Origin of the sequence: Micromonospora lupini str. Lupac 08 (assembly GCF_000297395.2) — a bacterium.
Taxonomy (GTDB): Bacteria; Actinomycetota; Actinomycetes; order Mycobacteriales; family Micromonosporaceae; genus Micromonospora; species Micromonospora lupini.
Window position 1 is genome coordinate 1,086,276 of the sequence record NZ_HF570108.1, and the last position, 22,428, is coordinate 1,108,703.

The following is a 22,428-nucleotide window of genomic DNA, read 5'->3' on the forward strand; positions in this document are numbered from 1 at the left end:
CGGCCGCGGCCCCGGCGCCCGCCGTCGCGGCGGCCCCGGCCGGGTCGACGTCGCCGGACGCCACGCCCACCACCACAGTCACCGAGCGCGGGGCCGACACCGGCACCGAGGCCGAGGCCGAGGCGGCATCCGCGCCGCAGCGTGCCTGACCCCACGAGGAGAGACAGCTCAGATGCGTACCACCCGATTCTTCGCGCTGGCCGCTGCCGGCGTGCTGGCGACGGCCGGCGTCACCGCGTGCTCGGACTCCAAGAAGGATGAGGCGGGCGCGGCCGGCGGCCCGATCGTGGTCAAGGCCACCGACACCGCCTGCGACGTCGGCACGACCGACCTCGGCGCCGGAACCGCCACCTTCAAGATCACCAACTCGGGTGCGAAGGTCACCGAGTTCTACGTGTACGCCTCCGGCGACCGGGTGATGGGCGAGGTGGAGAACATCGCCCCCGGGCTGAGCCGTGAGCTGCACGTGGAGCTGCCGGCGGGCACGTACGAGACGGCCTGCAAGCCGGGGATGAGCGGCAAGGGCATCCGGGGCGCGCTCAAGGTCAGCGGGTCGGCGCAGCCGCTGACGGCCGACGCCGCCCTGGCCGGAGCCACCGACAACTACCAGCGCTACGTCAAGAGCCAGACCGGCGCGCTGCTGGAGAAGACCGAGGAGTTCGTCGCCGCCGTGAAGGCCGGCGACGTGGCGAAGGCCAAGACGCTCTACCCGGTCGCGCGCACCTACTGGGAGCGGATCGAGCCGGTGGCCGAGATCTTCGGCGACCTCGACCCCAAGATCGACGGCCGCGAGGAGGTCATCGAGGAGGGGATGGAGTTCACCGGCTTCCACCGGATCGAGAAGGACCTCTGGCAGTCCGGCGACATCAGCAAGGACGGCCCGATCGCGGACCGGCTGCTTGTCGACGTCAAGGAGATCGTGGCGAAGGCCAACGCCGAGAAGCTCTCTCCGCTCCAGCTCGCCAACGGCGCGAAGGAGCTGCTCGACGAGGTCGCCAGCGGCAAGATCACCGGCGAGGAGGACCGCTACTCGCACACCGACCTGTGGGACTTCGCCGCCAACCTGGAAGGTTCCAAGGCGGCGCTGTCCGCCCTCCGGCCCGCGCTTGAGCAGCGCTCGCCGGAGCTGGTCAAGCAGCTCGACACCGAGTTCGCGAACGTCGAGTCGCAGCTCGGCAAGCACCGCGACGGCGACGGGTGGAAGCTGCACACCACGTTGAGCAAGGCCGAGCTCAAGGAGCTCTCCGACGGCATCAACGCCCTCGCCGAGCCGATCAGCAAGGTCGCCGCAGTCGTCGCCAAGTGACCGGGACCCAGAGGGAGTCGAGTCGATGAGCGCAAGCAGGTTGACGCGCCGGCGGGCCATCACGCTCGCCGGCGCGGGGGTGGCCGGAGTCGCCGGCGTGGCCGCGGGCGCGGGCGCGCTGGTCGGCGATTCCCGTGGCCCGGCGGCTGCCAGTGACCATCCGGCGGGCGCGGTGCCGTTCTTCGGTGAGCACCAGGCCGGCATCGTCACCCCGGCGCAGGACCGGCTGCACTTCGTCGCCTTCGACGTGATCACCAAGGACCGGGCCCGACTGGTCGAGATGCTCGAGGAGTGGTCGGCCGCCGCCGCCCGCATGACGGCCGGCCGCGACGCCGGGGTGCTCGGCGCGGTCGGTGGTATGCCGGAGGCCCCGCCGGACGACACCGGTGAGGCGCTCGGCCTCCCACCCTCGCAGCTCACCCTGACCGTCGGCTTCGGCCCGACGCTGTTCCGCGACGCCGACGGACGCGACCGGTTCGGCATCGCCGACCGCCGCCCGGCCGCCCTGGCCGAGCTGCCCAAGTTTCCCGGTGACGCGTTGCAGGCCCCGATCTCCGGTGGTGACCTGTGCGTGCAGGCGTGCGCCAACGACCCGCAGGTGGCGGTGCACGCGATCCGTAACCTGGCGCGGATCGGCATGGGGGTGGTCAGCGTCCGCTGGTCGCAGCTCGGCTTCGGCCGTACGTCGTCGACGTCCCGGGACCAGGCGACCGCCCGCAACCTGTTCGGCTTCAAGGACGGCACGGCCAACCTCAAGGCTGAGGAGACGGACCTGCTCCGCGACCAGTTGTGGGTGCAGCCGGGCGACGGGCCGGACTGGATGACCGGCGGGTCGTACCTGGTCACCCGCAAGATCCGGATGCTCGTCGAGACCTGGGACCGGACCTCGCTCGCCGAGCAGGAGGAGATCGTCGGCCGGACCAAGGGCAGCGGCGCCCCGCTCGGCCGCAGCAAGGAGTTCGACGAGCCGGACTTCGCGGCACGCGGTGACGACGGCAAGCCGCTGATCCCCGAGCACGCCCACGTCGCACTGGCCCACCCGAGCAGGAACAACGGCGCGCACCTGCTGCGGCGGGGCTACAACTTCGTCGACGGCTCGGACGGTCTCGGTCGGCTCGACGCCGGCCTCTTCTTCATCGCCTACCAGCGGGATCCACGCCGGCAGTTCGTGCCGATCCAGACCCAGTTGGCCCGCCACGACGTGATGAACGAATATCTGCGGCACGTCTCCAGCGGCCTGTTCGCCTGCCCGCCCGGCGTACGCGACGGTGGGGACCACTGGGGCCGCGGGCTCTTCGGCTGACCGCCCGCCGGACCGCGGCGGGCGGCCCGTCGCCCCGGGTTCGTGGCCGCGGGCCGTCGTCCGGATCGCGACAGCGGGGCCGGTCGGGGCTGCGGTGGCGCCGGACGGCGCCGAGGGGGGATCATGGTGACAGCCGACCGATCCCTGTGCCGGCCCCCGCACCCTGTGGCGCCGCCGCCGTGGGTCGCGGTGACTGGTTTTGCCGGCGGCGCTATCCGTGCCGGGTGACGCCGGTCCCACCGAACTGAACGGGGATGCAATATTAATCCCATGAGAGCCCGGGTACTGGTGGTCGACGACGACCCCGCACTCGCCGAGATGCTCGGCATCGTGCTGCGTAGTGAGGGTTTCCTGCCCTCGTTCGTGGCCGATGGCGAGCGGGCGTTGGCCGCTTTTCGTGACAGTCGACCGGACATCGTCCTGCTCGACCTCATGTTGCCCGGAATGAGTGGTATCGACGTGGCACGGTCGATCCGTGCCGAGTCCGGCGTGCCGATCGTCATGCTGACCGCCAAGAGCGACACCGTGGACGTCGTCCTCGGCCTGGAGTCCGGCGCCGACGACTACGTGGTCAAGCCGTTCAAGCCCAAGGAGCTGGTGGCCCGGATGCGGGCCCGGTTGCGCCGTGGCGAGGACGTGGCGCCGGAGATGCTGACCATCGGCCCGCCCGGCAACCAGATCACCATCGACGTGCCGGCCCACACCGTGAGCCGCAACGACGAGGAGGTGAAGCTGACGCCGTTGGAGTTCGACCTGCTGGTCGCGCTCGCCCGCAAGCCGCGCCAGGTCTTCACCCGCGAGGTGCTGCTGGAGCAGGTCTGGGGTTACCGGCACGCGGCCGACACCCGCCTGGTCAACGTGCACGTGCAGCGGCTGCGCGCCAAGATCGAGCCGGATCCGGAGCGGCCGGAAATCATCCTCACCGTGCGGGGCGTGGGCTACAAGGCGGGCACCGGATAGCCTGGTCACACTGTGTCGACCTCGCCGCCCCCGCACCCCCGGACCACCGCAGCCCGCCGGCTCAACGCCGGTCGGGACCTGTGGCGTGCGTTGAGTGGCCGGGCGGCGCGGCTGGTGGCCCGGGCACACCAGACCTGGCGCCGCTCGCTCCAGGTCCGGGTGGTGACCATCACGCTCGTCGCCTCCAGCCTGCTGGTGGGCGGTTTCGCGTACCTGATCGCTGACAAGATCACGACGATCCTGCTCGACAACGCCCGCACCGACGTCCAGTTGCGGGTCAAGGGCGGCGCCGGCTACGCGGCAAAGCAGGTCTCCCTCTACGGCCAGCCACAGGAGGCGCAGCTCCAGGAGACCATCGAGGGCACGGTCAACTACCTGGCCGGCGGCGACCCCCAGCAGACAAGTGGCGTGGTGGTGGCGATCACCGCCGACGACTACCCGACCATGATCCAGACCCGCACCGCACCGGCGGCCAACGTCCAGCCCCTGATCAGCAAGGAGCTGCGGGCCGCGGTCGCCAGCGGCAAGGTGGCCAGCCAGATCCAGACCGGTCGGCTCACCGGCGAGCCGACGAAGTACCTGGTCTACGGCTCGCCGGTGCCGACCCGCTTCGGGCAGATCGAGCTCTACTACCTGGTGCCGCTGACCCGGCAGGACGCCACCGCCGCGGACGCCCGTGCCACAGTCGTCGCCACCGGCATCGCGCTGGTGGTCCTGCTGGGTCTGCTCGCCGCCCTGGTCACCCGGCTGGTGGTCAACCCGGTCCGGGTCGCCGCGCGCACCGCCCAGCGGCTCTCCGCAGGCCTTCTCGACCAGCGGATGGTGGTCAACGGTGAGGACGACCTCGCCCTGTTGGCCGCCTCGTTCAACCAGATGGCGACAAACCTGCAACGGCAGATCCTGCGCCTGGAGGAGATGTCCCGGTTGCAGCGCCGGTTCACCTCGGACGTGTCGCACGAGCTGCGGACCCCGTTGACCACGGTCCGGATGGCCGCCGACCTGATCTTCGCCGAGCGCGACGAGTTCGACCCGGCGGTGGCCCGCAGCGCCGAGCTGCTCCAGGCCGAGCTGGACCGTTTCGAGGAGCTGCTCACCGACCTGTTGGAGATCAGCCGGTTCGACGCGGGCTTCGCGATGCTGGACGCCGAGCCGACCGACCTGGTGCCGGTGGTGCACCGGGTCGTCGACCGGTTGGCCGGCCTCGCCGAGCGGGTGGGCGTCCCTATCGAACTGGACCTGCCGAGCACGCCGGTGATCGCCGAGGTCGACCCCCGCCGCGTCGAGCGGGTGCTGCGCAACCTGGTCGGCAACGCGGTCGAGCACGGCGAGGCCCGACCGGTGCTGATCACCCTCGGCATCGACGACACCGCCGTTGCGATCACCGTCCGGGACCACGGGGTGGGGCTGAAGGTGGGTGAGGAGAAGTTGGTGTTCAACCGGTTCTGGCGGGCGGACCCGTCCCGGGCCCGGCAGACCGGCGGCACCGGGCTCGGTCTGTCGATCAGCCTGGAGGACGCCCGCCTGCACGGTGGCTGGCTGGAAGCCTGGGGAGCGCCCGGCCAGGGCGCCCAGTTCCGGCTCACGCTGCCGGCCCGCGCCGGTGACCGGCTCACCACGTCGCCCCTGCGGCTGGTGCCCGCCGACGCGGCGCTGCCGTTCGGCGGCCCCCGCGACGGCGGCCCGTTGGCCATCGGGCCGGGCACCGGCGGAGCGCTGGCGATCGGCCCCGCGGCGGCCGGGGACGGCGAGCGGGCGGAGGTGCGCTCGTGAGGGCTCGACCACTGCTGTGCGCCGTCGGCACGGCACTGCTCCTCAGCGCCGGCTGCGGCATCCCGGCGTCGTCCGACGTGCGGGTGGACGGCAAGGCCGGCACGGCGACCGAGGCCGGGTCGGACAACGGCCGCCGCAGCGAACCACCCTCGCGAACGGCCAGCGGCAGCGACAACGAAGCGTTCGTGCGTAACTTCCTGTCCGCCGCCGCCGGTGAGCCGGACCGGGCGTACGAGCGGGTGAAGGCGTTCATCGCCCCGGAGCACAAGCCCCGCCTGCAGGACAAGAAGGGCAGCGAGGTCGCGCTGACAGTGGTCCGGCTGCGGGAGACGGTCTTCACCTTCAACAGCGACTCGACCACCACCGTCAAGATCTCGGTGCAGCAGATCGGTGTGCTGCGGACGAACGGCACGCTGGCGCCGCCGGTGGCGACCGAGACGGAGTACGAGTTCCGGCTGCGCAGCGCCTCGCTCGGCGGCACCACAAACGACGAGCGCGCCGGTCAGTACGTCCTCGACCCGCCGAACGTGCTGCTGCTCAGTGACGTCGCCCTCCAGCAGTACTACCAGGACGAGTCGATCTACTTCTGGAGCTCCGACCGCACCCGGCTGGTGCCCGACCAGCGGTATCTGCCGTTCGCCGTGCCGGACGAGCGTCGGGTCAACGAGGTCGTGCGCTGGCTGGTCGGTGGCCCGTCGGACTGGCTGCGGCCGGGCGTCGTCGGCCTGCCCGACGGCACCGAGCTGATCAACAACGCCACCGGCGCGAACAACCGGTGGGAGGTCAACCTGGACATGTCCGGCGACGACCAGAACCGGGTCGACCAGGTGATCACGCAGCTCGCCTGGTCGTTGGGCGACCTGCCGGGCGAGCTGGAGTTGAAGATCCGCAACAACTCGCAGCCCGTGCAGGATCTCAACGAGCGCCGGCTGGCCCAGCCGCTCTACCCGGTCCGGGAGAGCCCGCAGCGGTTCGGCGTTTACGAGGGCGCGATCCGTCCGCTCGACTTCGTCGGCGAGCCCAGCGGCGTGGTGCCCCTGACGGCCGAGGTCAACCGCAACATCGTGTCCGCCGGCTTCGCGCGGGGCACCAAGCGGGTTCTCGCCGCGATGGTGGTCACCAGCGGCAGGGACCGGCAACGACTCGCGGTGGGCGCGGGCGCGGACACGGTGGCGGTGCTCCACCGCAGCGGCACGGAGTACGCCTCGATCAGCCGCCCGGTGTGGCTGCGTACCGTCGACTCGCGCCCGGCGCAGGGGCTGGTGGTGGCGGACGGCCGTCTCTACCGCTTCGACGAGGCCGCCGGGATGTCGGAGGTGCCGCTGAACCTGCCCTCGCCGCAGGTCACCGCGGTCGCCGCCGCGCTGGATGGTCAGCGGGTCGCGTTGATCGCCGGTGGGCGGCTCTACGTCGCGGCGATCAACCTGGACGGCGCCGGGAGCGGCATGTCCGTCGGCCCGCCCCGGGCCCTGGTCACCTCGTTGACCGGTCTGACCGCGGTGGACTGGATCGGCGAGGATCGGCTGGTGGTGGCCGGGTCGGCAGGCCAGCCGGCGATCTACGAGATCAGCGTGGACGGCGCTCTGGAGACCCCGCTGCGCACCGACGTGGGCGCCAAGGTCAACCACCTGACGGCGTACCCCACCAACCGCAGCGTGCGCGTGCCCACCGGGTCGTACATGTACGAGGCGAACAAGGTGGCGTACCGCAGCAGCCCGTCCGAACGGATCGAGCTGGAAAGTGTGCGCGACGTCCCCGCGCCGCCGGCCGGGGTCCGGCCGAGCAACCCGTCGGCCCCGTTCTTCCTCTACTGACGCCGTGCGCGGGCTCTGGGCGGACCTCGCCGACCTGGTCCTCCCCGCGGACTGCGCCGGCTGCCGGGAGCGTCACGCCGTCCTGCGGCACGGGTTCTGCCCCACCTGCGTGACGGCGCTGGGCGTGCTGCGTCCCCGGACGGTCCGTCCCACTCCCGCCCCGCCGGGGCTCCCGCCCTGCGTCGCCCTCGGCCCGTACGCCGGTCCGCTGCGCGAGGCCCTGCTGGCGTACAAGGAGCACGGCCGGCACGGTCTGGCCCGTCCGCTGGGCGCGCTGCTGGCCGAGGTGGTCGTGGCGGCGGTCGGCGAGGTGCGGCCGCTGGAGTTGGTGCCCGTGCCCGACACCGCTGCGGCGGCCCGAGCCCGCTACGGCGACCACCTGGACCGGTTGGCCCGGCACTGCGCGGCCCGGCTGCGCCGGGGCGGCTGGCCGGCGCGGGTGCGCCGCCCGCTGCGCGCGTTGCCCCGACCGGACTCGGTGACGCTTGACAGCGCGGGCCGCGCCGCGGCGGCCGAGGCGGCGTTCCGACTCCGGTCGGGCGCGTCGGAGGGGCGTCGCCGAACGGGCGCCGCACCAGTCGTGGTGCTGCTCGACGACATCGTCACCACAGGCGTAACCCTGGCTGCGGCAACCCGGGTGCTGACCGCGAGCGGGCGACCACCCGGTGTCGCCGCGGTGCTCGCCGCGACCGAGAAAAGACACCAGTTGTAACCGACCGTGTTTCCGTTTCACCCGTTGGTGTATGAGGTGCGAAAAATCCTGGGCGGTCTTGGCAACATGGGGTGACTGCCGGGCGAACAGGAGTTAGCGTTTCGCTGTCAGGGGTAGGAGGTCGTTCCATCCCGCCCCCGGCGGTGAGAGGAGGCGTAGCCGTACTGACCGGTCGACGCCAGCGGGTCTCCCCACGGCGCGCGACCGGGAAAACCGGATCGAAGACGTCCGAAAAAAGGAGGTCACGTGGACATCGTGGTCAAGGGCCGCAACGTCGAAGTGCCGGACCATTACCGGGTACACGTAGCCGAGAAACTCGCAAAGGTCGAACGCTACGACCACAAGATTATCCGCATCGATGTCGAGCTGTTTCACGAGCGCAATCCGCGCCAGGCCGACCACTGCCAGCGGGTGGAGATCACCTGCGTTTCCCGAGGTCCCGTGATTCGGGCCGAGGCCTGCACGAACGATTTCTACAGCGCGCTCGACGCCGCCATCGCGAAGCTCGACACCCGGCTGCGCCGCGCGGCGGACCGCCGCCGCGTACACCGTGGTCGGCACGCGCCGATCTCCGTCGCCGCCGCCACCGCCGACCTGCCGGTCACGGACCTGGTGGCCGCCCCGCTGTCCGCGCCGAGCGCCGGCGCACGCGCCGGCACCGCCGTCGCGGAGCGGGTCGAGGAGGAGCACGACCAGCCGTGGCACATCGCCCGGGAGAAGGTCCACCCCGCGGAGCCCATGACGATCGACGACGCCCTGTTCCAGATGGAGCTGGTCGGCCACGACTTCTACCTGTTCCAGGACAAGGAGACCGGCCGCCCGAGCGTCGTCTACCGACGCCACGCCTACGACTACGGCATCATCTCCCTCGACACGTGAGGTGTCCCTGACCGCGTCTGGCACGGGGTTGCGGCGGGCGACCGCCGCAACCCCGTGCGTCGTCAGCGCCGCTCGGCCGGCAGCAGGGCGAACGTGAGGTCGTCGAGCCGAGCGCCCGCCAGGCCGGGCAGGCGACCGCGTTGCAGGGCCTCACGCCGGAAGCCGACCCGCTCCAGCACGCGGTGCGAGGCGGTGTTCTCCGGCACGGTGCCGGCGGTCAGTCGGGCGAAACCGGCCGGACCGAACGCCCAGTCGGCGAGCAGCCGCACCGCGCGGGTGGCGTACCCGCGCCCACGCCAGTCGGGCAGCAGCGCGTAGCCGATCGAGCCCTCCCCGCTGCTCACCTCCGTGTACGACAGACCGCAGCTGCCCGCCGGCTCGCCGGTGGCCACGTCGACGATCAGCAGCCGGGCGATGTCGCCGGTCAGCCACGCGCTCTCCGCCAGCCGGCAGCGCCGCTCGATCGACTCCCGCGTCGGTGGCACCGGCGGGGCCTGGTTGGCGACCACCTCCGGCCGGCTGTGCAGCCCGTACATCAACTCCGCGTCGTCCGGCGCGAGGCGACGCAGCGCCACCACCTGATCGGTGAGCACCCCGTCGGGCAGGTCGGGCAGCAGCCGGGGCGTCGGGCCGGGCGGATCGTCGGCGAGGCGTACCCAGGTCAGCAGATCGTGCCGGCCGCCGTCCCGGCGCTGCCCGGCCGACCGACGCAGGCCCTCGTGCCGGAAGCCGGCGGCCAGCGCGACCCGCTGACTGGCCGTGTTCTCCAGCTCGGTGAGCAGCTCCAGCCGGAGCGTCCCGGTGTCGAAGGCGTGCTCGCTCAACGCGCGGGTCGCGGCCGCGGCCACCCCGCGTCCCCGCGCCGCCGGCCGCAGCCAGTAGCCGATCTCCGCCTGACTCCGGCCGGGCACCGGGTTGCCCAATCCGGCTCCGCCGAGCAGTCGGTCGGTGGCCGGGTCCGCGATGGCGTACGCGGCGCCGCCGCCGGCCCAGACCGCCGGTGCGCCGGCCTCGACCCACCAGTGGGCGTCGACCTCGGTGTACGGGGCCGGCATGCTGGACACGAACCGCTGGCTGAGCGGGTCCGCGCAGCCCTCGACCAGGTCCGCGATGTCGCCCGCCGCGAACGGCCGCAGCCGCACCCCGTGCGCCTCGACGACCTGCTGCGGCTTCATGCCAGATCCCCGGCGAGCAGCGCGCCCACCCACGCGTCGACCCGCTCACCCCGGTGCTGCACCCCGCCCCGGGCGGTCCCCTCGAACGTGAAGCCCGCCTTCTCGGCGGCCCGCCGGGAGGCGGTGTTGCCCACGTTCGCCTTCCACTCGATCCGGGCCAGGCCCAGCGTGGTGAAACCCCAGGCGGCCAACGCGATCAGGGCGGCCGGCATGTACCCCCGGCCGCGCGCCGCCGGCGCGGTCATGAAGCCCACGTCCGCGAGCAGCGGGTCGGCGGGGGAGAGCCGCAGGTCCAGAGAGGCGGCGTACCTGTCGTCCGGGTCGGCGACCACGAAGCAGGCGGCGTCCCCCCGGGCCCAGGCGTCCTGGCCGAAGGCCCGGTACCCCTGCGCGTCGGAGCGGTCGTACGGATCCGGGATGGTGGTCCACCGGATCGATTCCGGGTCCCGGCAGGTCTGCACCACCGCGTCCAGGTCCCGCTCCTCCATCGGTCGCAGTCGCAGCTCACCGGCCGCCGAGGTGGCGAACAGGGTCGGCTGGGGGCGGCCGAAGACGGCGGCCCGACGGGCGGCGAGGGTGCCGGGGCCGGCCGGCCCGGTCGAGCCGGGTTCGGGCACCTCGCCGGGCAGCAGCGAGCCGATCCAGGTGTCCGCGCCGTTGTGCGGCTCCGTCTCGGCCGACCGGACCCGGCCGTCGATCCGGAACCCGGCCCGGAGCGCGACCAGCCGGGAGGCGTGATTGCCCACCTCGGCCTGCCAGATCAGCCGGCGCAGCCCCAGCTTCTCGAAGGACCAGCGGGCGACCGCCCGGGTGGCCCGGACGGTCACGCCCCGCCCCCGCGCCCACGGGGCCGTCCAGTAGCCGATCTCCCCGGTGCCGGACCGCTCGATGGAGATCAGCCCGCACGAGCCGAGCAGGTCGCCGGTGGCCGCGTCGCAGACCGCGAACGGGGCCCCGGTGCCGTCCGCCCAGGCCCGCGCGCTCAGCTCGGTGACAAAACTCTTGGCGTGTTCGCGAAGGTATGGGCGCGGTACGGTGGTCCAACGCTGAATGTCCCGATCCTGGCAGGCACGGTGTACGCCGTCGGCGTCGGCCTCCCGCCAGGGTCGCAGCAGCACGCCGTCCTCGACGATCTCCACAGGCTCCACCCGTGCATCGTGCCGGAACGTTCGCCGAAGGCGTAACCGGATAACGTCCCGGGCGCATGCCGTGCGCGAGTTATGTCGGGTTCGGCGGGACGGACCGCCGCCACCAGTGACCATCGCGCCGATGTTGCGCCTACGATGGTTCGAGACTGTCTAGGGGAGCGTTGATCCGTGTCGATTCTGGAAAAGGTCCTTAATGCGGGCGAGGGCCGCATGGTGCGCCGGCTCAAGGCCATCGCCGCCGCCGTCAGCTCGATCGAGGACGACTACGTCAACCTCACCGACGAGGAGCTGCGCGGCATGACCGAGCAGTTCCGGGAGCGGCTCGCCGACGGCGAGACCCTCGACGACCTGCTGCCGGAGGCGTTCGCGGTGGCCCGCGAGGCGGCCGCCCGGGTGCTCGGCCAGCGGCCGTACGACGTCCAGGTAATGGGCGGCGCCGCGCTGCACTTCGGCAACATCGCCGAGATGAAGACCGGTGAGGGCAAGACGCTGACCTCGGTCATGGCCGTCTACCTCAACGCGCTCTCCGGCGACGGCGTGCACGTGGTCACCGTCAACGACTACCTCGCCCAGCGCGACGCGGCCTGGATGGGTCGCGTGCACGAGTTCCTCGGGCTGACCGTCGGCGTGGTGCTGCCCAACCGGCCGGCCACCGAGCACAAGGCCGCCTACGAGTGCGACATCACGTACGGCACCAACAACGAGTTCGGCTTCGACTACCTGCGCGACAACATGGCGTGGTCGAAGGACGAGCTGGTGCAGCGCGGGCACAACTTCGCGGTGGTCGACGAGGTCGACTCCATCCTGATCGACGAGGCACGCACCCCGCTGATCATCTCCGGCCCGGCCGAGCACTCGGCCCGCTGGTACGGCGAGTTCGCCGGCGTCGTGGCCCGGCTCCAGCCCGGCACGGACGGCGAGGGCGACTACGAGGTCGACCACTCCAAGCGCACCATCGCGGTGACCGAGCGCGGCGTCGCCAAGGTCGAGGACCGGCTCGGCATCGACAACCTGTACGAGTCGGTGAACACCCCGCTGGTCGGCTACCTCAACAACGCCATCAAGGCCAAGGAGCTCTACAAGCGCGACAAGGACTACATCGTCAGTGACGGTGAGGTCCTGATCGTCGACGAGTTCACCGGTCGCATCCTGCACGGCCGTCGCTACAACGAGGGCATGCACCAGGCGATCGAGGCCAAGGAGGGGGTGGAGATCAAGCAGGAGAACCAGACCCTGGCCACCATCACCCTCCAGAACTACTTCCGCCTCTACAACAAGCTGTCCGGGATGACCGGTACGGCGCAGACCGAGGCGAGCGAGTTCAACAAGGTCTACAAGGTCGGCGTCGTGAGCATCCCGACGCACCGTCCGATGGTCCGCGAGGACCGGCCGGACGTCATCTACAAGACCGAGAAGGCCAAGTTCAACGCCGTCATCGAGGACATCGCCGAGCGGCACCAGATGGGCCAGCCGGTGCTGGTCGGCACCGTCTCGGTGGAAAACTCGGAGATCCTCTCCCAGCTGCTGCGCCGCCGGGGCATCCCGCACAACGTGCTGAACGCCAAGTTCCACGCCCGGGAGGCCGAGATCGTCGCCCAGGCCGGGCGTAAGGGCGCGGTCACCGTGGCCACCAACATGGCCGGCCGCGGCACCGACATCCTGCTCGGCGGCAACCCCGAGTTCCTCGCGGCCAACGAGTTGCGCCAGCGCGGTCTCGACCCGCTGGAGAACGAGGAGGAGTACGCCAAGGCGATGGAGGAGGTCCTGCCCACCTGGAAGCAGGCCTGCGACGCCGAGGCGGACGAGGTCTCCACCGCCGGTGGCCTGTACGTGCTGGGCACCGAGCGGCACGAGTCCCGGCGGATCGACAACCAGCTGCGCGGTCGCGCCGGCCGGCAGGGCGACCCGGGCGAGTCCCGCTTCTACCTGTCCCTCCAGGACGAGCTGATGCGGCGCTTCCGGGCCGGCGCGGTCGAGGCGGTGATGGAGCGCTTCAACATCCCGGAGGACGTGCCCATCGAGTCGAAGATGGTCACCCGCCAGATCAAGAGCGCCCAGGCCCAGATCGAGGGCCAGAACGCCGAGATCCGCAAGAACGTTCTGAAGTACGACGAGGTGCTCAACAAGCAGCGCCAGGTCGTCTACGCCGAGCGGCTGCGGGTGCTCAACGGTGAGGACCTGTCCGACCAGGTTCGCAACATGATCGACGACACCGTCGAGGCGTACGTGCGGGGTGCCACCTCCGACGGCTACGGCGAGGACTGGGACCTGGAGCAGCTCTGGTCCAGCCTCAAGCAGCTCTACCCGGTCGGCGTGACGATCGAGGAGTTGGAGGAGGAGGCCGGCGGTTCCCGGGCCGGCATGGACGCGGACTTCCTGGTCGCCCGCCTCAAGGAGGACGCCAACGCCGCGTACGACAAGCGCGAGGAGCAGCTCGGCGAGGAGGGCGTACGCCAGCTCGAGCGGATGGTGCTGCTCCAGGTCATCGACCGCAAGTGGCGCGAGCACCTCTACGAGATGGACTACCTCCAGGAGGGCATCAACCTCCGGGCGTACGCCCAGCGCGACCCGGTGGTGGAGTACCAGCGCGAGGGCTTCGACATGTTCGCCACGATGATGGAAGGCATCAAGGAGGAGACCGTCGGTTTCCTCTACAACGTGGACGTCCAGGTCACCGAGCCGGAGCCGGCCGCCGACTCGGAAGAGGTCACGCTTCTCGACAAGCCGGTGGAGATCCGCGCCAAGGGTCTCAACCGCTCGCCGCAGCGGCAGGGCCTGCAGTATTCGGCGCCGACCATCGACGGTGAGGCCAGCCCCGGCGCCGTCAGCATCGAACAGGAGCAGCAGCAGGCTCCGGCGCTCGGTGTGGGCCGGCCGCCCCAGGGCACGCCGGCGGCACCCGGGCAGAGCGCGCCGTCTTCCCCGCAGCGGCCGGCCTCCGGGCTGCGTGGTCCGACGCTTCCGACCGCCGGGTCCCGACGTCCGGTCCCCAACCAGGCCGACGCCGGCCCGTCCCGCAACGCGCCGTGCCCGTGTGGCTCGGGCCGCAAGTACAAGCGCTGCCACGGCGCCCCCAACGGCGGCAACTGACCGATCGCACGTCCCGATGGGCCCTGGCCGACGAGGCCGGGGCCCATCGGCGTCCGGCGAAGATCATCTCGATTTCCTGGAAGGCGGGGTGTTGGCGCCGGTTTGATACCGCGCCTTCCTGCAAGTCGAGTCGATCAACGTCGAGCAAGCTCCGAGAGAGCGATTCGGCGAGCGCCCCGTGGATCGCGAGCGTCCGACGGAACGCGAGCGCGTGTCCGGCCTGGAGCGTCGCCGCGTGGGCATGCGTCAGCCGCATGGCCGTGCCCGGCGACCGATGATGGCGGCGCGGGCAGGCCTGCGGCGGGTGGTCAGAGGACGTGCAGGGCCGTGCACAGCCAGCGGCCTCGTCGGTGTTCCAGGCGCAGCGCCATGGCCCAGCTCCGGCCACCGACGCCGCTGACCACGGCGGCCGCTTCCACCGCGGCTTCCCGAGGCTCGCACACCCGCAGCCGGAGCAGCCGCAGAGCCGGCCGTGCTGCTCGACGGCGAGCCGGCCCGGCCCGTCCGGTCGCCCGGGCGAGTTCGGTGAGCAGCTCGACGGCCCGGCCCGGGTCGAGCAGTGGGCGCACCTGGGCGGGCGAGCGGTAGCCGTTGACCACCTCCAGACAGGTGCCGACGAAGCGGTGCGCGGCCCGGGTCGCCTCGGGGGCGGTAGCCGGTGGCAGCGGCGCACCCGGGTGGCTGGCGGGCCGCGAGGGCGTCCGGCGTGGGGCCGTGCGGCGCTCCGCCGGCCGGACCGGATCCGGTCGTGTCGAGGCGAACAGGTCGAGGGCGAGCTGGCCGTGGGTCGGCCCCGGCCAGTACGTCTCGTCCGGGTACGGCGGATCGATGGGCGGGACGGGGCGCAGCCGCACAGGTGGCCGGAAGGGACCGGGTCGCCGCTCGCTCATCGTTGCTCCCTTTGATCTTGCGTTTGCCTTCGTTTGCCTCCGACTGGTTCGATTTTGCGCGAAAGAACGGCCTCGGTCAATTCCTTCGGTGACGAGCGAACCACTCTCCGGCATGATCCACTCCGGTTCGCCGACATCGCGGTATCCAGGTGGGCCGGACCGCCCCACTTCGGCGATCCGGAGTGGATCACGCACTGCGCCCGTTGGGCCGGGCCGGGCCTACTCCGGGTCGCGGTCGACGAGGGGGTTGTCACGTACCCAGTCGGAGGTCTCGGCGTACTTCTGCGCGATGTACTCCTCCAGGCGGGCGCGCTCGACCCGCCACTGACCGCGCCCGCCGATCTTGATCGCCGGCAGTTCCCCGCTGCGGACCATGTGGTAGACCTGCGAGTCCGACACGTTCAGCTCGGTGGCCACGTCGGAGAGCAGCAGGAACCTCGGCTCCACAGAAAACTCCAGGGGTTGACGTCGTTTGCCTCAGTTTGCCATCGACAGGGCCTACCGCCCAGCATCCACCTGGCTCGACGGCGGGCCAATCGGTGGCCGGACACACCGGCGGGAAACTTCCACCGGCCGGAGGCGGGGTGTATGACGGTCACGGCGTGCGGCATGATCTGCGCCCGTGCCGGCTGCCGCCGGCACAGGACCGAGCGGGGAGACGACCGGTGACCGACGAGCTTGTCCGGGTGTACGTGCCGGCGACCGTACCCATGCTGGCCCGCCTGCGCGAGCAGGGGCTGACCGCCGACCGGGCGCACGCGGTGACGCCCGCGCTGCGCGAGTGGTACGCCGAGGGCGACGAGGAGGAGTTGGAGTACGTCGCGTTCACCCGGGCCGCCCAGGACGCGCTGCACCTGCTCAGGGCCGACCCGGCCGCCCCCCGTCGCCGCGTGGTCGTCTCGGTCGACCTGCCGCCCGCCGCACTGGGCCGTGGCGACGGTGAGCTGGGTTCCAGCACTGTGACGTTGGCCGACACCGTGCCGGTGGGCGCCGTCGCGGCGATCCACGTGGACGGCGCGGACGCCGTCGAGGAGGTCGCCGCCGCGGCCGACGTGGTGGCCGAGGCCGCCGCCGGCGACCCGGACGCGCAGTTCACCGTCGACGGCGCCGAGGATCACGAGCTGGAGTGGTACGACGTGACGGAGCTGGACCTGCTGCTGCGCGCCACCGACTGAGCCGCTGCCGGCCCGCAGGCCGGCACCGGTCAGGCGAGGCGGTAGCGGTCAGCGAGCCGGTAGCGGTTGGGCAGCCGTTGGTGGTCACGCAGGCCGGTGGCGGCCCGCAGGCCGGCACCGGTCAGGCGAGCCGGTAGCGGTCAGCGAGCCGGGTCGGCCCGAGCCGGGTCGACGTCGACGGCGTCGCCAGTGGTCGCCTCCACCTCGTCCTCGCCGGTCCAGGCCCCGGTTCCGTCCTCGGCTGCCGCCGGTGCGGTGCCGGAGTCGTCGGCCACGGCGGGGTCGTCGTCGGTGTGCGCCGGGCCGAGCGTGCGGCCGAACGCGATCAGCGCGGTAAGCGCCCCCACGAAGAGCATCCAGATGCCGTTGTCCACCCGCGAGGTGCCCAGCGAGGTCTGCGCCACGGCGTCCGCCTCGCTGAGCGCACTGGCCAGGTCCAGCAGGGACCGGCCGCCGATCCGGATGATCACCTCGGCGAGCAGCAGGAGAAGGCCCGGCCCGGCGCCGGCGAGCAGGTAGGCGGGCCAGCGCAGCGCGGGCGTCCGGGGATCGCGCCGCAGCGTTCGCCGACGCGCCCAGGTGAGGTAGCCGAAGGCGAGCAGCCCGGCCAGCAGCCCGCCGATGAGCGACTCGGTGCGCGACACCCACTTGGCCGCGTCGACGAGCGACTGCTGGCTGTCGCCCGCGCCGAAGAGGTCGAACAGCGGGTCCCGGGCGCGGCTGAACGCCACCACGAAGACCAGCGCGCCAAGCGCGGCGGTCACCACCGCGCCGACCGCCGGGGCCGTTCGCGCGCCGGCGATCGCCCCGCCGATGATCGCGGCGGCCGCCGTGGTCCCGGCGATCACGTTCGTGGTGGAGGTGTCGAAGTAGGTGAGGTTGATCGCCAGCGCGGCGGCCAGCCCGACCACCATTCCCGCGCCGATCGCGCCGACGAACCGCAGGGTCGCCCCGTCGCCGTACCGCCGGGTCAGCAGGTTGCCGCCGGCCAGGGCGGTGGCGGCCCCGGCCACCAGCGCGGCCGAGATCACACCGGGCAGGGCGAACGCGGAGAGGCTGATAGCGGTGATGCCTGCCGCCGCCGAGGTGATGGCCTCCCGGGTCGACCAGAGCATGGCGGCCAGCCAGCCGAGCGCCAGCAGCGCGAGCACTGCCGCGCCGGGCGCGGGCGCCGGCCGGCCGCTGGGGGTGGCCGCGTCGACCGCCGGCTGGTCCGACTCCGCGGCTGGGACGCGGCCGGGCTGCTTGGTCATCGTCTCCCCTTCGAGGCGCCAGGTCACCGACCATTCAGGGTACGCGGACCACCGCCACCCCCACCGAACGAGCCACACCTCATGAGTCGGGAGGGGCTACCAGCCGATCAGCAGTAACCCGCCGTACCCCGGCGAAGCGCAACGGACCCGCGGACCGTGACCGACGTCGGGGCTGGGGCGACCGTCCCCGGCGGAGGGATCAAGCCTGACCGCCCGGAGCCGGGGACGGTCGCCCCAGCCCCACCACCGCGAGCACGTCCCGGAGCCGGGGACGGTCGCCCCAGCCCCACCACCGCGAGCACGTCCCGGAGCCGGGGACGGTCGCCCCAGCCCCACCACCGCGAGCACGTCCCGGAGCCGGGGACGGTCGCCCCAGCCCACCACGACGCGCTGGTAAGGAGAGGAAGGGCAACCGGTCCTGAGCACCGGAGGTGGCGGAGGCGAGCCCAGCACCCCCGCGTGAAAGAATCGTGGGAGGTCCCGCCGCTGCTCGGCCCTCCCGCGCGGCGTCCGGTGTCCGGCCGTCCGGTCGGTGCCCGCGGGTCCGGTTTCGCCACTGCTGTCGAGATCGCCAGGAGCCTTGATGGATGCCGTGTTCTCCGTACCCGAGCCGCGCAACGAGCCGGTTCGCAACTACGAGCCGGGCAGCGGAGACCGGGAGCGGCTCCAGCGGCGGCTGACCGAGCTGGCCGCCGAGCGCATCGACCTGCCGATGACCATCGGCGGCGAGCAGCGGATGGCGGCCGGCGATCCGATCAAGGTGGTGCAGCCGCACAAGCACGCCCACGTGCTTGGCGTGACCGCGCACGCCACCCACGACGACGCCCGCGCCGCGATCAAGGCGGCCAAGGACGCCGCTCCGATGTGGCGGGCGCTGCCGTTCGAGGAGCGCGCCGCGATCTTCCTGCGCGCCGCCGAACTGCTCGCCGGCCCCTGGCGGGACACCCTCAACGCCGCCACGATGCTCGGCCAGTCGAAGACCGCGATCCAGGCGGAGATCGACGCGGCCTGCGAGTTCATCGACTTCCTCCGGTTCAACGTGCACTTCGCCCGGCGTCTGCTGGAGGAGCAGCCGGCGTCCTCCCCGGGCGTCTGGAACCGCTTCGACCACCGCCCGCTGGAGGGCTTCGTCTACGCGGTCACCCCGTTCAACTTCACTGCCATCGCCGGCAACCTGCCGTCGGCGCCGGCCCTGCTGGGCAACACGGTGATCTGGAAGCCGGGCCCGACCCAGCAGTTCGCCGCGCACTTCACCATGCGGCTGTTCGAGGCCGCGGGCCTGCCGCCCGGCGTGATCAACATGGTCACCGGTCGGGGCGAGGAGGTCTCCGACGTGGTGCTCGCCGACCCGGACCTGGCCGGCATCCACTTCACCGGCTCGACGAAGGTCTTTCAGCAGTTGTGGCGGACCGTCGGCGACAACATCGCCCGCTACCGGGGCTACCCGCGTCTGGTCGGCGAGACCGGCGGCAAGGACTTCGTGGTCGCGCACACGAGCGCCGACGTGGACGCCCTGCACACCGCGTTGATCCGGGGCGCGTACGAGTACCAGGGCCAGAAGTGCTCGGCGGCCTCCCGGGCGTACGTGCCGCGCTCGCTCTGGGAGGGTGGCCTGCGGGACCGCCTGGCCGCCACCGCCGACTCGCTCACCTACGGCGACGTTGCCGACTTCGGCAACTTCGGCGGCGCGGTGATCGACGACAAGGCGTTCGCCCGGCACACCGCGGCGCTGGAGTTGATCGCCGGTGACGACAGCTGCCGGGTCCTGGCCGGCGGCACGGCCGACGACTCGGTCGGATACTTCGTCCGACCGACGCTCTTCGAGTGCGGCGACGCCGCCCACGAGACCTTCACCACCGAGTACTTCGGGCCGATCCTGGGCGTGCACGTGTTCGACGACGCGCGCTTCGACGAGGTGGTCGCGCAGGCCGAGTCGATCGCCCCGTACGCGCTGACGGGGTCGGTGTTCGCCACCGACCGTCGGGTGATCGACGCGGTCGGCGAGCGCATGCGGTACGCGGCCGGCAACTTCTACATCAACGACAAGCCGACCGGCGCGGTGGTCGGGCAGCAGCCGTTCGGCGGTGCCCGGGCGAGCGGCACCAACGACAAGGCGGGCTCCTGGCTCAACCTGGTCCGCTGGGTGTCGCCGCGGACGATCAAGGAGACCTTCGTGCCGCCGACCGACCACACGTACCCCCACATGGGCTGACCTGCGGCGACCCGCCGGCGGCGTGCGTAGCGCCGCCGGCGGTCGGCCGAGGACCCTGATCCATCGATAGTCCTCAACGGACAGTCTGCCGCCGACAGTGCACATAGGAAGTCCTGTCGGGTGGCAAACTGCCAAATCCTGGACGCCGGCAGCGCAAAGTGGCAGCGTAACGGGCATGGCGGAATCCGGAGTCAACCCTACGGCGGCGGCCCTTCTCGGGCTCCTCCACGAGGGCCCGATGACAGGCGGTCAGTTGATGGCCGCCGCTGAGCGCCGTCTGGCGCCGTACTGGTCGATGACCCGCAGTCAGGTCTACCGTGAGTTGCCGGTGCTGGCCGAGCGGGGTTACGTGCGGCTCGGCAAGCCGGGCCCCCGCATGAGCCAGCCGTACGCGCTCACGGCGAGCGGGAAACGGACATTTTCCCGCTGGCTGGCGGAGAACCCGGGGCGGGACACCATCCGCAACCCGATAGCGCTGCGGATGGCCTTCGGCAACCTGCACTCGTCCAGCCAGCTCAAGAGCCTGTACGCCTCGGCCAACGAATACCACACCGAGGCCCTCGCTCAGGTACGCGAACAGGTCAAGAACGCCAAACGGGACGGCGAGACGTACGACGCCAGCGCGCTGGAGTTCGCCGTCGCCTACCACCGGGCGGCCCTGTCGTGGCTGAAGTCCGCCCCCGTCGGGTGATCTCCGGCGGGTTCGCCGACACGGAACGAGCTGTGCTGCTCCCGGCACAGTACGCTTGTCTGTCGTGACCGCTGCCGATTACGCCGAACAGCTCAAGGAACTCGACGCGACCCTGCGCAACATCGAGGCCGTCCTCAATCTGGACCGGCTGCACGAGGACAAGGCCCGCCTGGAGCAGGAGGCGTCCGCCCCCGACCTGTGGGACGACCAGGCCAAGGCGCAGCAGGTGACCTCGCAGCTGTCGTACGTCAACGGCGAGATCAGCAAGCTGGGCAGTCTGCGCTCCCAGCTCGACGACGCGCGGGTGCTGCTGGAGTTGGCCGAGGCCGAGGCCGACCCGGGCGTGCTGACCGAGGTCGAGGCCGAGATCACCAGCCTGACCAAGTCCATCCAGGAGATGGAGGTCCGCACCCTGCTCTCCGGCGAGTACGACTCCCGGGAGGCGCTTGTCGCCATCCGGGCCGGCGCCGGTGGCGTGGACGCGGCGGACTTCGCCGAGATGCTGCTGCGGATGTACCTGCGCTGGGCCGAGCGGCACGGCTACCCGACCGAGGTCTACGAGACCTCGTACGCCGAGGAGGCGGGCCTGAAGTCGGCCACCTTCGCGGTGAAGGTGCCCTACGCGTACGGCACCCTCAGTGTCGAGTCGGGCACCCACCGGCTGGTCCGGATCAGCCCGTTCGACAACCAGGGCCGCCGGCAGACCAGCTTCGCGGGCGTGGAGGTGCTGCCGGTGACCGAGCAGACCGACCACATCGACATCCCGGAGAACGAGGTACGCGTCGACGTGTACCGCTCCTCCGGGCCGGGTGGGCAGAGCGTCAACACCACCGACTCCGCGGTCCGGCTGACCCACATCCCGACCGGCATCGTGGTGACCTGCCAGAACGAGAAGTCCCAACTGCAGAACAAGGCCTCCGCGCTGCGGGTGCTCCAGGCCCGGCTGCTGGAGCGCAAGCGCCAGGAGGAGGAAGAGAAGATGGCCGGCCTCAAGAGCGGCGGCACCAGCTCGTGGGGCGACCAGATGCGCTCCTACGTCCTGCACCCGTATCAGATGGTGAAGGATCTCCGAACCGAGCAGGAGACCGGCAATCCGAGCGGGGTCTTCGACGGCGAGTTGGACGATTTCATCGAGGCCGGCATCCGTTGGCGCAAGCAGCGTCAGCTCGCCAACGACGGTGCGTGACGGCTCGCGGGCGGAGCGCGTCGTCGATCTCCAGGTGAGGGCCTGATTCGACGACGCGCGCCGCTTCTGCGGGGCGTGGGGCTTGGCTCAGTTGTTACACCGCGTAGACTCACCACCCGTGATTCAGCTTGAGCAAGTGACGAAGACGTACCCGAAGGCGTCCCGGCCTTCGCTCGACAACGTGTCCGTCTCGATCGAGAAGGGCGAGTTCGTCTTCTTCATCGGTCCATCCGGCTCCGGCAAGTCCACAATCATCAAGATGCTGCTGCACGAGGTCACCCCCAACAAGGGGCGGGTCATCGTCAACAGCAAGGACGTCACGTCGATGCGCTCCTGGAAGCGACCCCACTTCCGGCGTTCGATCGGCTGCGTCTTCCAGGACTTCCGGCTGCTGCCGAACCGCACCGCGTACGAGAACGTGGCGTTCGCCCTCGAGGTGATCGGCAAGACCAAGGCGGTTGCCCGCCGGGTCGTGCCGGAGGTGCTGGAGCTGGTCGGGCTCGGTGGCAAGGAGCACCGCTACCCGCACGAGCTGTCCGGTGGTGAGCAGCAGCGGGTCGCCGTCGCCCGGGCGTTCGTGAACCGTCCGCTGATCCTGCTGGCGGACGAGCCCACCGGAAACCTGGACCCGGACACCTCGATCGAGATCATGCGCCTGCTGGACCGGATCAACCGCACCGGCACGACCGTCGTGATGGTCACCCACGACTCCAACATCGTGAACCAGATGCGCCGCCGCGTCATCGAGATCGAGAGCGGTCGCATCGTGCGTGACCAGGCCCGCGGCGTCTACGGGTGAGCCGGCGCTCCACCCCTGCGCAGCCTGACGACGAACACTTCATGCCGGAGACCCGGAGGAAATCC

General features: G+C 71.5%; 18 protein-coding genes. 13 read left to right on the forward strand and 5 right to left on the reverse strand.

Features of this window, described 5'->3' with window-relative positions:
- Positions 1-172: 172 nt before the first annotated feature.
- The 7 genes from efeO (at position 173) to hpf (ending at position 8,744) form a co-directional block, all read left to right on the forward strand.
- A complete protein-coding gene (gene efeO, locus MILUP08_RS06315) occupies positions 173-1,306 on the forward strand; it encodes an iron uptake system protein EfeO (RefSeq protein WP_007455835.1) in 1,134 nt (377 codons plus the stop codon).
- A 25-nt stretch (positions 1,307-1,331) separates the two neighbouring features.
- Positions 1,332-2,609 (forward strand): iron uptake transporter deferrochelatase/peroxidase subunit, encoded by a 1,278-nt coding sequence (gene efeB, locus MILUP08_RS06320; RefSeq protein ID WP_007455836.1) that lies wholly within the window; start codon positions 1,332-1,334, stop codon positions 2,607-2,609.
- Between the two features lie 270 nt (positions 2,610-2,879).
- On the forward strand, positions 2,880-3,569 hold the full coding sequence (gene mtrA / locus MILUP08_RS06325) for an MtrAB system response regulator MtrA (protein WP_007455837.1): 690 nt from the start codon (positions 2,880-2,882) through the stop codon (positions 3,567-3,569).
- 12 nt (positions 3,570-3,581) lie between these two features.
- Entirely contained in the window at positions 3,582-5,339 is a 1,758-nt protein-coding gene (gene mtrB, locus MILUP08_RS06330; protein ID WP_007455839.1) for an MtrAB system histidine kinase MtrB, read from the forward strand.
- Positions 5,336-7,153, forward strand: coding sequence for an LpqB family beta-propeller domain-containing protein (locus tag MILUP08_RS06335; protein ID WP_007455840.1), 1,818 nt, complete (start codon positions 5,336-5,338; stop codon positions 7,151-7,153). The genes mtrB and MILUP08_RS06335 overlap by 4 nt, the downstream gene beginning before the upstream one ends.
- 4 nt (positions 7,154-7,157) lie before the next feature.
- Positions 7,158-7,865, forward strand: coding sequence for a ComF family protein (locus MILUP08_RS06340; RefSeq protein WP_007455841.1), 708 nt, complete (start codon positions 7,158-7,160; stop codon positions 7,863-7,865).
- A gap of 246 nt (positions 7,866-8,111) precedes the next feature.
- Positions 8,112-8,744: a ribosome hibernation-promoting factor, HPF/YfiA family gene (hpf, locus tag MILUP08_RS06345; RefSeq protein ID WP_007455842.1), complete on the forward strand. Its 633-nt coding sequence runs from the start codon at positions 8,112-8,114 to the stop codon at positions 8,742-8,744.
- Positions 8,745-8,806: 62 nt separating this feature from the next.
- Here hpf and MILUP08_RS06350 read toward each other — a convergent pair whose 3' ends face one another.
- Together MILUP08_RS06350 and MILUP08_RS06355 are read right to left on the reverse strand one after the other, a co-directional pair.
- Positions 8,807-9,919 (reverse strand): GNAT family N-acetyltransferase, encoded by a 1,113-nt coding sequence (locus MILUP08_RS06350; RefSeq protein ID WP_007455843.1) that lies wholly within the window; start codon positions 9,917-9,919, stop codon positions 8,807-8,809.
- Entirely contained in the window at positions 9,916-11,067 is a 1,152-nt protein-coding gene (locus MILUP08_RS06355; RefSeq protein WP_039905485.1) for a GNAT family N-acetyltransferase, read from the reverse strand. Before MILUP08_RS06355 ends, MILUP08_RS06350 begins: the two co-directional genes overlap by 4 nt.
- 168 nt (positions 11,068-11,235) lie before the next feature.
- On the opposite strand from MILUP08_RS06355, the gene secA reads away from it, so the two are divergent.
- Entirely contained in the window at positions 11,236-14,157 is a 2,922-nt protein-coding gene (secA, locus tag MILUP08_RS06360) for a preprotein translocase subunit SecA (RefSeq protein WP_039905488.1), read from the forward strand.
- Between the two features lie 308 nt (positions 14,158-14,465).
- Here the strand turns inward: secA and MILUP08_RS06365 are convergent, their stop codons facing one another.
- Both MILUP08_RS06365 and MILUP08_RS06370 read right to left on the reverse strand, forming a co-directional pair.
- Positions 14,466-15,047 (reverse strand): Rv3235 family protein, encoded by a 582-nt coding sequence (locus MILUP08_RS06365; RefSeq protein WP_007455846.1) that lies wholly within the window; start codon positions 15,045-15,047, stop codon positions 14,466-14,468.
- Between the two features lie 219 nt (positions 15,048-15,266).
- Entirely contained in the window at positions 15,267-15,494 is a 228-nt protein-coding gene (locus MILUP08_RS06370; RefSeq protein ID WP_007455847.1) for a helix-turn-helix transcriptional regulator, read from the reverse strand.
- 218 nt (positions 15,495-15,712) lie between these two features.
- Between MILUP08_RS06370 and MILUP08_RS06375 the strand changes: the two genes are divergently transcribed.
- Positions 15,713-16,222, forward strand: a complete 510-nt coding sequence (locus MILUP08_RS06375) for a DUF6912 family protein (RefSeq protein ID WP_039905490.1) — start codon at positions 15,713-15,715, stop codon at positions 16,220-16,222.
- A 140-nt stretch (positions 16,223-16,362) separates the two neighbouring features.
- Here the strand turns inward: MILUP08_RS06375 and MILUP08_RS06380 are convergent, their stop codons facing one another.
- Positions 16,363-17,475, reverse strand: a complete 1,113-nt coding sequence (locus MILUP08_RS06380; protein WP_007455850.1) for a hypothetical protein — start codon at positions 17,473-17,475, stop codon at positions 16,363-16,365.
- A gap of 583 nt (positions 17,476-18,058) precedes the next feature.
- Between MILUP08_RS06380 and pruA the strand changes: the two genes are divergently transcribed.
- From pruA to ftsE, 4 genes are all read left to right on the forward strand, one after another.
- Positions 18,059-19,687 carry an L-glutamate gamma-semialdehyde dehydrogenase gene (pruA, locus tag MILUP08_RS06385; protein ID WP_007455852.1) on the forward strand — a complete coding sequence of 543 codons (1,629 nt, stop codon included), beginning with the start codon at positions 18,059-18,061 and terminating at the stop codon, positions 19,685-19,687.
- Between the two features lie 175 nt (positions 19,688-19,862).
- Positions 19,863-20,378 carry a PadR family transcriptional regulator gene (locus tag MILUP08_RS06390; RefSeq protein WP_007455856.1) on the forward strand — a complete coding sequence of 172 codons (516 nt, stop codon included), beginning with the start codon at positions 19,863-19,865 and terminating at the stop codon, positions 20,376-20,378.
- Positions 20,379-20,442: 64 nt separating this feature from the next.
- Entirely contained in the window at positions 20,443-21,564 is a 1,122-nt protein-coding gene (gene prfB / locus MILUP08_RS06395; RefSeq protein WP_007455858.1) for a peptide chain release factor 2, read from the forward strand.
- 118 nt (positions 21,565-21,682) lie between these two features.
- Complete coding sequence (gene ftsE, locus MILUP08_RS06400; protein ID WP_007455859.1) at positions 21,683-22,363, forward strand: cell division ATP-binding protein FtsE; 681 nt, start codon at positions 21,683-21,685, stop codon at positions 22,361-22,363.
- Positions 22,364-22,428: the final 65 nt, after the last annotated feature.

Bases quoted from the DNA above. Each gene is read 5' to 3' on its own strand.
- efeO (WP_007455835.1), top strand. From the start codon at position 173: ATGCGTACCACCCGATTCTTCGCGCTGGCCGCTGCCGGCGTGCTGGCG.
- efeB (WP_007455836.1), top strand. From the start codon at position 1,332: ATGAGCGCAAGCAGGTTGACGCGCCGGCGGGCCATCACGCTCGCCGGC.
- mtrA (WP_007455837.1), top strand. From the start codon at position 2,880: ATGAGAGCCCGGGTACTGGTGGTCGACGACGACCCCGCACTCGCCGAG.
- MILUP08_RS06365 (WP_007455846.1), bottom strand. From the start codon at position 15,047: ATGAGCGAGCGGCGACCCGGTCCCTTCCGGCCACCTGTGCGGCTGCGC.
- MILUP08_RS06390 (WP_007455856.1), top strand. From the start codon at position 19,863: ATGGCGGAATCCGGAGTCAACCCTACGGCGGCGGCCCTTCTCGGGCTC.
- MILUP08_RS06380 (WP_007455850.1), bottom strand. From the start codon at position 17,475: ATGACCAAGCAGCCCGGCCGCGTCCCAGCCGCGGAGTCGGACCAGCCG.
- pruA (WP_007455852.1), top strand. From the start codon at position 18,059: ATGGATGCCGTGTTCTCCGTACCCGAGCCGCGCAACGAGCCGGTTCGC.
- MILUP08_RS06350 (WP_007455843.1), bottom strand. From the start codon at position 9,919: ATGAAGCCGCAGCAGGTCGTCGAGGCGCACGGGGTGCGGCTGCGGCCG.